12 protein-coding genes are annotated in these 13,572 nt (G+C 61.3%); all 12 read left to right on the forward strand.

What is annotated here, in order from left to right; translation table 11 throughout:
- The 12 genes from sdhA to odhB all read left to right on the forward strand — a co-directional run bounded on the left by sdhA (position 1) and on the right by odhB (position 13,555).
- Positions 1-1,857: a succinate dehydrogenase flavoprotein subunit gene (sdhA, locus tag VH564_RS07220; RefSeq protein ID WP_423339124.1), complete on the forward strand. Its 1,857-nt coding sequence runs from the start codon at positions 1-3 to the stop codon at positions 1,855-1,857.
- A gap of 47 nt (positions 1,858-1,904) precedes the next feature.
- Positions 1,905-2,138, forward strand: a complete 234-nt coding sequence (locus tag VH564_RS07225) for a hypothetical protein (RefSeq protein ID WP_423339125.1) — start codon at positions 1,905-1,907, stop codon at positions 2,136-2,138.
- A complete protein-coding gene (locus VH564_RS07230; RefSeq protein ID WP_423339126.1) occupies positions 2,135-2,590 on the forward strand; it encodes a type II toxin-antitoxin system VapC family toxin in 456 nt (151 codons plus the stop codon). The genes VH564_RS07225 and VH564_RS07230 overlap by 4 nt, the downstream gene beginning before the upstream one ends.
- Complete coding sequence (locus VH564_RS07235; protein ID WP_423339127.1) at positions 2,583-3,362, forward strand: succinate dehydrogenase iron-sulfur subunit; 780 nt, start codon at positions 2,583-2,585, stop codon at positions 3,360-3,362. Before VH564_RS07230 ends, VH564_RS07235 begins: the two co-directional genes overlap by 8 nt.
- Before the next feature lie 234 nt (positions 3,363-3,596).
- A complete protein-coding gene (locus VH564_RS07240) occupies positions 3,597-4,133 on the forward strand; it encodes a protease inhibitor Inh/omp19 family protein (protein ID WP_423339128.1) in 537 nt (178 codons plus the stop codon).
- A 48-nt stretch (positions 4,134-4,181) separates the two neighbouring features.
- The gene (gene zapE / locus VH564_RS07245) at positions 4,182-5,342 is read left to right on the forward strand and encodes a cell division protein ZapE (RefSeq protein ID WP_423339129.1); all 1,161 of its coding nucleotides are present in this window, start codon (positions 4,182-4,184) and stop codon (positions 5,340-5,342) included.
- Between the two features lie 177 nt (positions 5,343-5,519).
- A complete protein-coding gene (mdh, locus tag VH564_RS07250; protein WP_423339130.1) occupies positions 5,520-6,482 on the forward strand; it encodes a malate dehydrogenase in 963 nt (320 codons plus the stop codon).
- Positions 6,483-6,543: 61 nt separating this feature from the next.
- A complete protein-coding gene (gene sucC / locus VH564_RS07255) occupies positions 6,544-7,740 on the forward strand; it encodes an ADP-forming succinate--CoA ligase subunit beta (RefSeq protein WP_423339131.1) in 1,197 nt (398 codons plus the stop codon).
- A 3-nt stretch (positions 7,741-7,743) separates the two neighbouring features.
- Positions 7,744-8,124 (forward strand): hypothetical protein, encoded by a 381-nt coding sequence (locus tag VH564_RS07260; RefSeq protein WP_142824714.1) that lies wholly within the window; start codon positions 7,744-7,746, stop codon positions 8,122-8,124.
- Positions 8,124-9,026, forward strand: coding sequence for a succinate--CoA ligase subunit alpha (sucD, locus tag VH564_RS07265; protein WP_423339132.1), 903 nt, complete (start codon positions 8,124-8,126; stop codon positions 9,024-9,026). The genes VH564_RS07260 and sucD overlap by 1 nt, the downstream gene beginning before the upstream one ends.
- 160 nt (positions 9,027-9,186) lie before the next feature.
- Positions 9,187-12,171 carry a 2-oxoglutarate dehydrogenase E1 component gene (locus VH564_RS07270; RefSeq protein ID WP_423339133.1) on the forward strand — a complete coding sequence of 995 codons (2,985 nt, stop codon included), beginning with the start codon at positions 9,187-9,189 and terminating at the stop codon, positions 12,169-12,171.
- A 136-nt stretch (positions 12,172-12,307) separates the two neighbouring features.
- Positions 12,308-13,555, forward strand: a complete 1,248-nt coding sequence (gene odhB / locus VH564_RS07275) for a 2-oxoglutarate dehydrogenase complex dihydrolipoyllysine-residue succinyltransferase (protein ID WP_423339134.1) — start codon at positions 12,308-12,310, stop codon at positions 13,553-13,555.
- Positions 13,556-13,572 lie beyond the last annotated feature (17 nt).

The following is a 13,572-nucleotide window of genomic DNA, read 5'->3' on the forward strand; positions in this document are numbered from 1 at the left end:
ATGGCACCCACCGCACCCCATCAGAATGGGCCAGAACGGACCGGCAAGGACTACAAGTATGTCGATCACTCCTATGATGTGATCGTCGTCGGCGCCGGCGGCGCGGGTCTGCGCGCCACGCTCGGCATGGCCGAGCAGGGTTTCAAGACCGCCTGCATCACCAAGGTTTTCCCGACCCGTTCGCACACGGTCGCCGCCCAGGGCGGCATTGCCGCGTCGCTGCGCAACATGACGCCGGATTCGTGGCAGTGGCATCTCTATGACACCGTCAAGGGCTCTGACTGGCTCGGCGACGTCGACGCCATGCAGTACCTGACGATGGAAGCGCCGAAGGCTGTCTACGAGCTCGAGCATTACGGCGTGCCCTTCTCGCGCAACGAGGAAGGCAAGATCTACCAGCGGCCGTTCGGCGGCCACATGCAGAACTACGGCGAAGGCCCGCCGGTACAGCGCACCTGCGCTGCCGCCGACCGTACCGGCCACGCCATCCTGCACACGCTGTATGGCCAGTCGCTGAAGCACAACGCCGAATTCTTCATCGAATATTTCGCGCTCGATCTGATCATGTCGGACGACGGCTCCAAGTGCATCGGCGTCGTTGCCTGGTGCCTCGATGACGGCACGATCCATCGCTTCTCCGCCAAGATGGTGGTGCTGGCGACCGGCGGCTATGGCCGCGCCTATTTCTCGGCAACGTCTGCCCATACCTGCACCGGCGACGGTGGCGGCATGGTCGCGCGCGCCGGCCTGCCGCTGCAGGACATGGAATTCGTGCAGTTCCATCCGACCGGCATCTATGGCGCCGGCTGTCTCATCACCGAAGGGGCGCGCGGCGAAGGCGGCTATCTCGTCAATTCGGAAGGCGAGCGCTTCATGGAGCGCTATGCTCCTTCAGCCAAGGATCTTGCCTCGCGTGACGTCGTGTCGCGCTGCATGACGCTGGAAATCCGCGAGGGTCGCGGCGTCGGCAAGAACAAGGACCACATCTACCTGCACCTCGACCATCTCGATCCGGCCGTTCTCAACGAGCGCCTGCCGGGCATTTCGGAATCGGCTAAGATCTTTGCCGGCGTCGACGTGACGCGCGAGCCGATCCCGGTCCTGCCGACGGTGCACTACAACATGGGCGGCATCCCGACCAACTACTGGGGTGAAGTTCTCAACGCCGACAGCGAAAACCCGGAGCGCATCCTGCCCGGCCTTATGGCTGTCGGCGAAGCCGGCTGCGCTTCGGTGCACGGCGCCAATCGCCTCGGCTCCAACTCGCTCATCGACCTGGTCGTCTTCGGCCGCGCTGCCGCGATCCGTGCTGCCGAGGTCATCGACCGCGCGGCTCCGATCCCGCAGCTGAACGTCGCTGCCTGCGAAAAGATCATGGATCGCTTCGACAAGCTGCGCTTTGCCAACGGCAACACGCCGACCTCGGTGCTGCGTGAAAAGATGCAGCATGCGATGCAGGACGATGCTGCCGTGTTCCGCACGCAGGATTCGCTGGCATCGGGCTGCGAACGCATGTCGGCGATCTGGAAGGAACTGGCCGACGTAAAGGTTACAGACCGCTCGTTGATCTGGAACTCGGACCTCGTCGAGACGCTGGAGCTGCAGAACCTGATGGCCAACGCCATCGTGACGATCTACGGCGCCGAAGCCCGCAAGGAAAGCCGCGGTTCACACGCCCGGGAAGACTTCACCGACGGCCCGTTCGGCGGCCGCGACGACGTCAACTGGCGCAAGCACACGCTCTCCTGGGTCAACGATGCCGGCGAGGTGAAGCTGGATTACCGTCCGGTTCACACCCAACTGATCGCCGAAGGAATGGATCCGCAGAAGATCGAACCGAAGGCGCGTGTTTATTGACGAGGGTTGTGGCAAGATAGGCGGAGGTCATCGCCGGAGGCACTGTGATGGGTGAAATGCGGATCAGGATCGACGAAGGCTTGCTCACCAAGCTTGAGAGCCTCGCGCGCGCCCATCAGAGAACGCTGGAGGAGGAGATCAACGAACGGCTAACCGCTTCAGTCGCTCCGGGTAAGGAGAGCCTATATGAAGCTGCCGTTCGCATCGCTGCGATGACGCCGAAAGGCGTCAAGCAGACCGACAGTGTCGAGATATTACGCCAGATTCGTGATGAGGAATGATTATCGTCGATGCTTCGGTGGTGGTGAAATGGTTCATTGATGAGGAAGATCATCTTGAGGCCCTGGAACTCACGAAAATGCCGAAGAAACTGAAGGCTCCCGATATTGTGTTGCCAGAAGTGGCGCACGTTCTTCGTAGAAAAGTCCGCATGAATATCATCTCCAACAGTCAAGCAGCCGATGCTCTTACGACACTCAAGTCAACATTCAAAAATGCGACACCGTCGATCGCCTTGATCGACGTCGCTTTCGAACTTTCGAGGCTGATGGATCATTCAGTCTATGACACGATGTATCTGGCATGCGCCCTTGGGGATAAGGACGATGTTCTTGTGACCGCTGACAAAAAGTTTGCTGCAAAGGCCATAGCGGCCGGATTTGACGATAAAATTCGTATTTTGGGAGCCGCATCGGCGGAAACTTCCCTGCGACAGGAAAACGGACATGGTTGAACTCGCTCTACCCAAGAATTCCCAGATGCGCGAAGGCAAGGTCTGGCCGAAGCCGCAGGGTGCAAAGAACACGCGCGAACTGCGGATCTACCGCTGGAGCCCGGACGACGGGCAGAACCCGAGCATCGACACGTTCTACATCGATGTCGACGATTGCGGTCCGATGGTGCTGGATGCGCTGCTCTACATCAAGAACAACATCGACCCGACGCTGACGCTGCGCCGCTCCTGTCGCGAGGGGATCTGCGGTTCCTGCGCGATGAATATCGACGGCACGAACACGCTCGCCTGCACCAAGGGCCTGGATGAGGTCAAGGGTACCGTCAAGGTCTACCCGCTGCCGCACCTGCCTGTGGTCAAGGATCTCGTGCCTGATCTCACCAACTTCTACGCCCAGCACCGCTCGATCGAGCCCTGGCTGAAGACGGTGTCGCCGGAGCCGGCGAAGGAATGGAAGCAGAGCCACGACGACCGCCAGAAGCTCGACGGTCTCTACGAATGCATTCTCTGCGCTTGCTGCTCGGCCTCCTGTCCGAGCTACTGGTGGAACGGCGACCGCTATCTCGGCCCCGCCGTCCTGCTGCAGGCCTATCGCTGGCTGATCGATTCGCGCGACGAAGCCACCGGCGAGCGTCTCGACAATCTGGAAGATCCTTTCCGGCTCTATCGCTGCCACACGATCATGAATTGCGCCCAGACCTGCCCGAAGGGTCTCAATCCGGCCAAGGCGATCGCTGAAATCAAGAAGATGATGGTCGAGCGTCGCGTCTAGCCGCTGCGTATGCCCTTCTGACAAGACCTCGAGGCGCTCTTCTTCGAAAGAGGGAGCGCCTTTTCTCTTGAATTCGTCAAAAATGCGCCAAATTTGTCCCAGACTTGCGCCATGGACCTGTCCGTCAACAATTTGTCCTTGTGCTGACTTGATTCATCAAGGCCTTTCACGATAATTCCGCCGTGATTGCGCGCCACCTTCGGGGCAGGGCCGGGCTAATTCAGGAGTTTGACGATGCGATTTCAATATGCTGCGACGGCTGCGGCAATCGGCCTGACGCTGGCGGGATGCCAGCGCACAGGTTACAACAACGATTACAGCGCCTCGCCAGCCTATTCGCCGCCGCCTATCCAGGCCGCGCCAGTGGGGCAGGTCCAATCCAGCCAGCTCCCCGATCCGACAGGCAACGGCTCGCAGTTCCCGGCTCCTCCGACCACTGCGCCAGGCAACGGCGCACCGCAGCAGAATGCGGCGATTGCGGCCTCCGGTCTCGATGTCACCAAGGAATCGATGGTCGGCAGTTGGAAGGTCGGCAACGGCGGCACCACCTGCGACATGTTCCTGACACTTACCAATCTCGGCAGCGGATCACGCGGCGGCACGCGCGGCTGCGTCGGCGAGCTGACCAACATGGGTTCGTGGGAAGTGGCCGGCAAGCAGGTCGTGCTCAAGGATCGCAGCGGCAACCAGCTGGGTTCGGTCTACAAGACAGCCGATTCGCGCTTTACCGGAACTACAGCATCCGGCCAGCCAATCAGCCTGAGCCGCTAAACTCCCCGGCCGGCGGGCCATCTCCCGACGCTTGAGGCAGTCTTGTCCATGCAGCCTATGCCTGACTACTCCATCAGCGTCAGCGAAAAGTTGAAGTCGCTGACGGCCTCCGGTTCATTGCAAGTCGATGCGGCGCAGATGGACGTCGCAAAACATCTCGACCGAGTGCTGGCCGCGCTGAAGCAGCGGCGCCCGGCCGCCAAGTCGAGTGCGCTCGGCTGGCTGTTTGCCGCGCGCAAGAAGCCCGAACCGATCCGTGGCCTCTATATCCACGGAAGCGTCGGGCGCGGCAAGACGATGCTGATGGACATGTTCTTCGCCATGGCGCCGTCGAAGAAGAAACGGCGGGCGCATTTCCACGAGTTCATGGCCGACGTCCACAACAGGATCGCCGCCCACCGGCTGAAGATCAAGAACGGCGAGACAAAGCTTGCCGACCCGGTGCCGCCCGTTGCTGCCGATCTGTTCGCCGAGGCCGAACTCCTGTGCTTCGACGAGTTCAGCGTCACCGACATCGCCGATGCGATGATCCTGTCGCGGCTGTTCTCGGAGCTTTTCTCGCTCGGCTGCGTTCTGGTCACGACCTCGAATGTCGAGCCGGACAATCTCTACCGCGATGGCCTCAATCGCTCGCTGTTCACGCCGTTCATCACCCTTCTCAAGACTTATGTCGACGTCGTAACGCTGGATTCGCCCACCGACTACCGGATGGAGAAGGACGACAGCCAGCCCGTCTATCTGACGCCGCTTAATGCCGAGACCGACCGGGCGATGGACGCGGCCTGGGCAAGGGCGCTGCACGGGCGCACGGCACAGCCGACCGAGATCCCGCGCAAGGGACGCGTCGTCCATGTGCCGGCTGCGGTCGACCGGCTGGCGCGCTTTTCCTTCGCCGATCTCTGCGAAGCGCCGCTCGGGGCAGGCGACTTTCTTGCCATCGCCGCCCGCTTCGATACCATCTTCATCGATCACATTCCCGAACTAGGACCGGAAAAGCGGAACCAAACCAAGCGCTTCATCATTCTGATCGACACGCTTTACGATCATGCGACGCATGTTACAATCTCGGCGGCGGCGATGCCGGAGGCGCTGCTCGTGCAGCGTCGCGGAACGGAGGGCTTCGAATTCGACCGGACGGCATCGCGTCTTTTCGAGATGAGAAGTGCGGAATATCTCGCCCAGATTCGTAACCGGTCTGCGGCAGAGTAACGTTTTGGTGACAATTGTTCTTACGTTTACGTAAGAGTTTTTATATCTAACCGATTGAATTTTAACGTCACAAAATAATCAATTGCCATTTTAGCCCGTTGGGTCTAAGCGATTGCTGCCGTGGTCGATGCTTCAATGTGTCGCGCCATCGTTTTCGATCGCAAAGGATATTCCGAAATGGCGCGTAACAAAATCGCACTCATTGGTTCTGGCATGATTGGTGGCACGCTGGCGCATCTCGCCGGCCTGAAGGAACTGGGCGACATCGTCCTGTTCGACATCGCGGACGGCATTCCCCAGGGCAAGGGCCTTGATATTTCCCAGTCTTCGCCGGTCGAAGGCTTCGACGTCAACCTCACCGGCGCCAGCGACTATTCGGCGATCGAAGGTGCTGATGTCTGCATCGTCACCGCCGGCGTTGCCCGCAAGCCCGGCATGAGCCGTGATGATCTGCTCGACATCAACCTCAAGGTCATGGAACAGGTCGGCGCCGGCATCAAGAAATATGCCCCCAACGCTTTCGTCATCTGCATCACCAACCCGCTCGACGCGATGGTCTGGGCGCTGCAGAAGTTTTCCGGCCTGCCGGCCAACAAGGTCGTCGGCATGGCCGGCGTTCTGGATAGCTCGCGCTTCCGCCTCTTCCTTGCCAAGGAATTCAACGTTTCCGTCCAGGACGTCACCGCCTTCGTGCTCGGCGGCCACGGCGACACCATGGTGCCGCTCGCCCGTTACTCGACCGTCGGCGGCATTCCGCTCACCGACCTCGTCACGATGGGTTGGGTCACCAAGGAACGCCTCGAAGAAATCATCCAGCGCACCCGCGATGGCGGCGCCGAAATCGTCGGTCTGCTGAAGACCGGCTCGGCCTACTACGCACCGGCCGCCTCTGCCATCGAGATGGCTGAGTCCTATCTCAAGGACAAGAAGCGCGTCCTGCCTTGCGCCGCCTATCTCTCCGGCCAGTACGGCGTCAACGACATGTATGTCGGCGTGCCCACCGTCATCGGTGCCGGTGGTATCGAGCGGATCATCGAGATCGACATGAACAAGGCTGAAAAAGAAGCCTTCGACAAGTCTGTCGCTGCCGTCGCCGGTCTCTGCGAGGCATGCATCAACATCGCTCCGTCGCTGAAGTAAATTCGGCGCAGAAATAAGTCTGGCGCTGAAGCAGGCGTCGCGCTCCAATAGGGATAGATCCATGAATATCCACGAATACCAGGCCAAGGCTCTGCTCAAGAGCTTTGGCGCCCCGGTCGCTGAAGGTGTTGCCATCTTCAACGCGTCGGAAGTCGAAGCCGCCGTCAAGCAGCTTCCCGGCCCGCTTTATGTCGTCAAGAGCCAGATCCATGCTGGCGGCCGCGGCAAGGGCAAGTTCAAGGAACTGCCGCCGGAAGCCAAGGGCGGCGTACGTCTCGCCAAGTCGCTCGAGGAAGTCCAGGCTTTCGTCAAGGACATGCTCGGCAACACGCTGGTAACAGCCCAGACCGGTGACGCCGGCAAGCAGGTCAATCGCCTCTACATCGAAGACGGCGCAGACATCGACCGCGAACTCTATCTGTCGATCCTGGTCGACCGTGCCGTTGGCCAGGTTTCCTTCGTCGTTTCGACCGAAGGCGGCATGGACATCGAGACCGTTGCCCACGACACCCCGGAAAAGATCATCAACGTCGCGATCAACCCGACGACGGGCGTCACGGCCGCTGATGTCGCCAAGCTCAGCGATGCGCTGAAGCTCGAAGGCGAAGCCCGTCAGGACGCTGAAAAGCTTTTCCCGATCCTCTACAAGGCCTTCGTCGAAACCGACATGGCGCTGCTCGAAGTCAACCCGCTGATCGTCATGACCAACGGCCGCCTGCGCGTCCTCGACGCCAAGGTGTCGTTCGACGGCAACGCGCTGTTCCGTCACGAAGACATCGTGGCGCTGCGCGACACCAGCGAGGAAGACGAGAAGGAAATCGCCGCCTCCAAGTACGACCTCGCCTATGTCGCCCTCGACGGCAACATCGGCTGCATGGTCAACGGCGCCGGTCTCGCCATGGCCACCATGGACATCATCAAGCTCTACGGCGCCGAGCCTGCGAACTTCCTCGACGTCGGCGGTGGCGCGACGAAGGAAAAGGTCACGGCCGCCTTCAAGATCATCACTGCCGATCCGGCCGTGAAGGGCATCCTGGTCAACATCTTCGGCGGCATCATGAAGTGCGATGTCATTGCTGAAGGCGTTCTGGCTGCCGTCAAGGAAGTCGGCCTTCAGGTCCCGCTCGTCGTTCGCCTCGAAGGCACCAACGTCGCGCTCGGCAAGAAGATCATCAACGAATCCGGTCTCAATGTCATTTCCGCAGACGACCTGGACGATGCCGCCCAGAAGATCGTCTCAGCTGTGAAGGCGCTTTAATCGATGGCCAAATCACCGAAGAACCCCAATCGCCAGCCTTTCGGCCCGAACGAGACAGATGCCAATCTGTGCTACTTCGTCTGCTGGGACAGTGAATACGACAGCGAAGACGGTACGGCCGAGCGTTGGGCGCATTTCACGCACAATGACGACGCGCAGGCCTATTTTGCCGAGAAGATCAAGGATGCAGACCTGTTCGTCTGGAAGGGCGAGCTGGGCATTTCCCAGGTCGACCAGCATTATGACTGGTTCCGCACCCAGTGGTCCAAGAACCTCGAGGCGCACCTGACGCAAAAGTCGGCCGCCGGCAAAGGCTACCGCTTTTCCAATGACGCCTTTGAAGCATTCGATCCCCTCGAGTTCGAGGAAGAGGAAGACAACTAATGTCCATTCTGATTAACAAAAACACCAAGATCCTTGTTCAGGGTCTGACCGGCAAGACCGGCACGTTCCACACGGAACAGGCGCTTGCCTACCACGGCACCAAGATGGTCGGCGGTATCAACCCTAAGAAGGGTGGCGAGACCTGGTCGGGTTCGGCTGGCGAATCCCTGCCGATCTTTGCGACCGTTGCCGAAGGCAAGGAAGCAACCGGCGCCGACGCATCGGTCATCTACGTGCCGCCAGCTGGCGCTGCCGCTGCGATCCTCGAAGCCATCGAAGCTGAAATTCCGCTGATCGTCTGCATCACGGAAGGCATCCCGGTTGCCGACATGATCAAGGTCAAGGCTCGCCTCGACGCCTCCAAGTCGCGCCTCATCGGCCCGAACTGCCCGGGCGTGATGACACCGGACGAATGCAAGATCGGCATCATGCCGGGCTCGATCTTCAAGAAGGGCTCCGTCGGCGTCCTGTCGCGTTCGGGCACGCTGACCTATGAAGCCGTGTTCCAGACGACCAACGAAGGCCTCGGCCAGACCACGGCTGTCGGCATCGGCGGCGACCCGGTCAAGGGCACCGAGTTCATCGACATCCTGGAAATGTTCCTCGCAGACGAAGAAACCAAGTCGATCATCATGATCGGCGAAATCGGTGGTTCGGCTGAAGAAGACGCAGCCCAGTTCATCAAGGACGAAGCCAAGCGCGGTCGTTCCAAGCCAATGGTCGGCTTTATCGCCGGCCGTACGGCCCCTCCCGGACGCACCATGGGCCATGCTGGCGCCGTGATCTCCGGCGGCAAGGGCGGCGCGGAAGACAAGATCGCTGCCATGGAAGCCGCAGGCATCCGCGTCTCGCCGTCTCCGGCGCGCCTCGGCAAGACGCTGGTCGAAGTCCTCAAGGGCTGATCCTATATACAAAGGGCAGGGACGCGAGCCCCTGCCCATTCGGATTCTAGGGTCTAGGCCCGAGTGACTGCCGCTTCTGGCGGAAACATTGAAAATGCGGCCGCCGGACATGCCGGCAATCCAATCAAGTCGGGAGGCGGACCTCAGTCCGCGGATCACCATGGCAAGACAAGAAGCCAACGAGCAATTTCAGATCACGTCGTTCCTCGACGGCGCCAATGCTGCTTATATCGAGCAGCTCTACGCCCGTTACGAGGCGGACCCGAAGTCGGTCTCCGACGAGTGGCAGTCTTTCTTCAAGGCGCTGGATGACAATCCAAGCGACGTGAAGCGCGCTGCCAAGGGTGCTTCGTGGCAGAAGAAGAACTGGCCGATCGCGGCCGGCGGCGATCTGGTCTCGGCGCTTGACGGCAATTGGGGCGTGATCGAGAAGGTCGTCGAGACCAAGGTCAAGGCCAAGGCCGAAGCAGCCGGCAAGCCGACCGACGGTGCCGACATCATCCAGGCGACCCGCGATTCGGTGCGCGCCATCATGATGATCCGTGCCTACCGCATGCGCGGCCATCTGCACGCCAAGCTCGATCCGCTCGGCATTGCCGCTCCGGTCGAGGATTATCACGAGCTGTCGCCCGAGGCCTATGGCTTTACCGACGCCGACTACGACCGCAAGATCTTCATCGATAACGTGCTTGGCCTCGAATACGCCTCGGTCCGCGAGATGATCGAGATCCTCGAGCGCACCTATTGCTCGACGATCGGCGTCGAATTCATGCACATGTCCAACCCGGAAGAGAAGGGCTGGGTTCAGGAGCGCATCGAAGGCAAGGAAAAGGGCGTCGCCTTTTCGCCTGAAGCCAAGAAGGCGATCCTGCAGAAGGTCATCGAAGCCGAAGGCTACGAACAGTTCCTCGACGTCAAGTTCAAGGGCACCAAGCGCTTCGGCCTCGACGGCGGCGAATCGCTGATCCCGGCGCTGGAGCAGATGCTGAAGAGCGGCGGCGCGCTCGGTGTGCGCGAAGCCGTGTTCGGTATGGCCCACCGCGGCCGCCTCAACGTGCTGTCCCAGGTGATGGGCAAGCCGCACCGCGCCATCTTCCACGAATTCAAGGGCGGCTCCTATGCGCCCGACGAAGTCGAAGGCTCCGGCGACGTGAAGTACCATCTCGGCGCCTCCTCCGACCGCGATTTCGACGGCAACAAGATCCACGTCTCGCTGACGGCCAACCCGTCGCACCTGGAAATCGTCGACCCGGTCGTCATGGGCAAGGTTCGCGCCAAGCAGGACATGGGTGCCACCGTCTGGGACGGCGACACCATTCCGTTGACGGAACGCGCCAAGGTCATGCCGCTGCTCATCCATGGCGATGCGGCGTTTGCCGGCCAGGGCGTGATTGCTGAAATCCTTGGCCTCTCCGGCCTGCGCGGTCACCGCGTTGCCGGCACCATGCACGTCATCATCAACAACCAGATCGGTTTCACCACCAATCCGGCCTATTCGCGCTCGTCGCCCTATCCGTCCGACGTCGCCAAGATGATCGAAGCGCCGATCTTCCATGCCAATGGTGACGATCCGGAAGCCGTCGTCTATGCGGCCAAGGTTGCCACCGAATTCCGCATGAAGTTCCACAAGCCTGTCGTCCTCGACATGTTCTGCTACCGCCGCTACGGCCATAACGAAGGCGACGAACCGTCCTTCACGCAGCCGAAGATGTACAAGGTCATCCGTGGCCACCAGTCGGTGCTGCAGCTTTACTCGGCCCGCCTGATCGAAGAGGGCGTCGTGTCGCAGGAAGACGTCGACAAGATGAAGGCCGACTGGCGCACCCATCTCGAGCAGGAGTTCGAGGCTGGCCAGCACTACAAGCCGAACAAGGCCGACTGGCTCGATGGCCAGTGGTCGGGACTGCGCGCGGCTGACAATGCCGACGAGCAGCGCCGCGGCAAGACCGCCGTGCCGATGAAGACGCTGAAGGATATCGGCCGCAAGCTGTCGGAGATCCCTGAGGGCTTCAACGCCCACCGCACGATCCAGCGCTTCATGGAAAACCGGTCGAACATGATCGCCTCGGGTGAGGGCATCGACTGGGCGATGGCGGAAGCACTTGCTTTCGGCGCGCTCTGCGTCGAGGGCACGAAGATCCGCCTGTCCGGTCAGGATTGCGAACGCGGCACCTTCTCTCAGCGCCACTCGGTGCTCTACGATCAGGAAACCGAACAGCGCTACGTGCCGCTCGCCAACCTGTCGGCGACGCAGGGGCGCTACGAAGTCATCAACTCGATGCTGTCCGAAGAGGCCGTGCTCGGCTTCGAATACGGCTACTCGCTGGCCCGTCCGAATGCGCTGACCCTCTGGGAAGCCCAGTTCGGCGACTTCGCCAACGGCGCGCAGGTCGTGTTCGACCAGTTCGTCTCGTCGGGCGAACGCAAGTGGCTGCGCATGTCGGGCCTCGTCTGCCTGCTGCCGCACGGCTACGAAGGCCAGGGTCCGGAGCATTCGTCGGCCCGCCTCGAACGCTTCCTGCAGCTCTGCGCGGAAGACAACATGCAGGTCGCCAACGTCACGACGCCGGCTAACTACTTCCACATCCTGCGCCGACAGCTGAAGCGCGACTTCCGCAAGCCGCTGATCATGATGACGCCGAAGTCGCTGCTGCGCCACAAGAAGGCCGTGTCTGGTCTGGCCGAAATGGCCGGCGAGAGCTCCTTCCACCGCCTGCTCTGGGACGATGCCGAAGTCATCAAGGACGGCCCGATCAAGCTGCAGAAGGACGCCAAGATCCGTCGCGTCGTCATCTGCTCGGGCAAGGTCTATTACGACCTGCTGGAAGAGCGCGAAAAGCGTGGCGTCGACGACGTCTACCTGCTGCGCATCGAACAGCTCTATCCGTTCCCGGCCAAGGCGCTGATCAACGAGCTCAGCCGCTTCCGCAATGCGGAAATGGTCTGGTGCCAGGAAGAGCCGAAGAACATGGGCGCCTGGTCGTTCATCGACCCCTATCTGGAATGGGTGCTTGCCCATATCGACGCCAAGTACCAGCGCGTCCGCTACACCGGTCGTCCGGCCGCTGCCTCGCCAGCAACGGGCCTGATGTCGAAGCACCTGGCCCAGCTGGCCGCCTTCCTCGAGGACGCCCTCGGCGGTTGAAAATCGGTCGGGGGAGAGGCTGCAAGGTCTCTCCCCCGCATCCCGTAATTGATGACGTCCGCTGCCGCGCTACATGAGATTATTCTTCGGCCTGCCGCCGTCCCACCGATAACGATCAAAAATTCAGGATTTGAACATGGCCACTGAAATTCGCGTACCCACCCTCGGCGAGTCCGTCAGCGAAGCGACCGTCGGCACCTGGTTCAAGAAGGTCGGCGACGTCGTCAAGGTCGATGAGCCGCTGGTTGAACTCGAAACCGACAAGGTGACGATCGAAGTGCCGTCGCCGATCGCCGGCACGCTGTCGGAAATCGTCGCCCAGGCTGGCGAGACCGTCGGTCTCAATGCGCTGCTTGGCCAGATCGCTGCCGGTGGCGCCGCCGCTGCTCCGGCTGCTGCCGCCCCTGCCAAGGCCGAGCCTGCTGCTCCTGCGGCGGCTGCACCTGCCGCTTCCGTATCCGCTCCGGCTGCTCCTGCCGCACCGACATCGATGCCGCCGGCGCCTGCCGCTGCCAAGATGATGACGGAGAACAACGTTTCCGCTGATCAGGTCGATGGCTCTGGCAAGCGTGGCCAGGTTCTGAAGGGCGATGTGATCGCTGCCGTGGCCAAGGGCCTTTCGGCGCCGGCTGCCGCTGAGCCTGCCAAGGCCGCAGCACGTGCGCCGACGGCGGTCGAAGACGCGCCGCGCGAAGAGCGCGTCAAGATGACCCGCCTGCGCCAGACGATTGCCCGTCGCCTCAAGGACGCGCAGAACACCGCTGCCATGCTCACCACTTACAACGAAGTGGACATGACGGCTGTCATGGCTCTGCGTACGAAGTACAAGGACATCTTCGAGAAGAAGCACGGCGTGAAGCTCGGCTTCATGGGCTTCTTCACCAAGGCGGTCACCCACGCGCTGAAGGAACTGCCTGCTGTCAACGCCGAGATCGACGGCACCGACATCATCTACAAGAACTATTGTCACGTCGGCATGGCCGTCGGCACCGACAAGGGTCTCGTCGTCCCTGTTATCCGCGACGCCGACCAGATGACGGTCGCCGAAATCGAGAAGGACCTCGGTCGTCTCGCCAAGGCTGCCCGCGACGGCACGCTGTCGATGGCCGACATGCAGGGCGGCACCTTCACCATCACCAATGGTGGCGTCTACGGGTCGCTGATGTCCTCGCCGATCCTCAATGCGCCGCAGTCCGGCATCCTCGGCATGCACAAGATCCAGGAGCGCCCGGTCGTCGTCGGCGGCCAGATCGTCATCCGTCCGATGATGTATCTGGCACTCTCCTATGACCACCGCATGGTCGACGGCAAGGAAGCCGTCACCTTCCTGGTCCGCGTCAAGGAAAGCCTCGAGGATCCGGAACGCCTGGTTCTCGATCTCTAAGAACATCACCTGCCCTT

This window comes from Rhizobium sp. HT1-10, assembly GCF_049472505.1.
GTDB lineage: Bacteria > Pseudomonadota > Alphaproteobacteria > Rhizobiales > Rhizobiaceae > Rhizobium.

What these genes read in the sequence shown, in the direction of transcription:
- mdh (WP_423339130.1), top strand. Translation starts at nt 5,520, where the DNA reads ATGGCGCGTAACAAAATCGCACTCATTGGTTCTGGCATGATTGGTGGC.
- VH564_RS07225 (WP_423339125.1), top strand. Translation starts at nt 1,905, where the DNA reads ATGGGTGAAATGCGGATCAGGATCGACGAAGGCTTGCTCACCAAGCTT.
- VH564_RS07240 (WP_423339128.1), top strand. Translation starts at nt 3,597, where the DNA reads ATGCGATTTCAATATGCTGCGACGGCTGCGGCAATCGGCCTGACGCTG.
- sdhA (WP_423339124.1), top strand. Translation starts at nt 1, where the DNA reads ATGGCACCCACCGCACCCCATCAGAATGGGCCAGAACGGACCGGCAAG.
- VH564_RS07230 (WP_423339126.1), top strand. Translation starts at nt 2,135, where the DNA reads ATGATTATCGTCGATGCTTCGGTGGTGGTGAAATGGTTCATTGATGAG.
- VH564_RS07260 (WP_142824714.1), top strand. Translation starts at nt 7,744, where the DNA reads ATGGCCAAATCACCGAAGAACCCCAATCGCCAGCCTTTCGGCCCGAAC.
- sucD (WP_423339132.1), top strand. Translation starts at nt 8,124, where the DNA reads ATGTCCATTCTGATTAACAAAAACACCAAGATCCTTGTTCAGGGTCTG.
- zapE (WP_423339129.1), top strand. Translation starts at nt 4,182, where the DNA reads ATGCAGCCTATGCCTGACTACTCCATCAGCGTCAGCGAAAAGTTGAAG.
- VH564_RS07235 (WP_423339127.1), top strand. Translation starts at nt 2,583, where the DNA reads ATGGTTGAACTCGCTCTACCCAAGAATTCCCAGATGCGCGAAGGCAAG.
- sucC (WP_423339131.1), top strand. Translation starts at nt 6,544, where the DNA reads ATGAATATCCACGAATACCAGGCCAAGGCTCTGCTCAAGAGCTTTGGC.
- odhB (WP_423339134.1), top strand. Translation starts at nt 12,308, where the DNA reads ATGGCCACTGAAATTCGCGTACCCACCCTCGGCGAGTCCGTCAGCGAA.
- VH564_RS07270 (WP_423339133.1), top strand. Translation starts at nt 9,187, where the DNA reads ATGGCAAGACAAGAAGCCAACGAGCAATTTCAGATCACGTCGTTCCTC.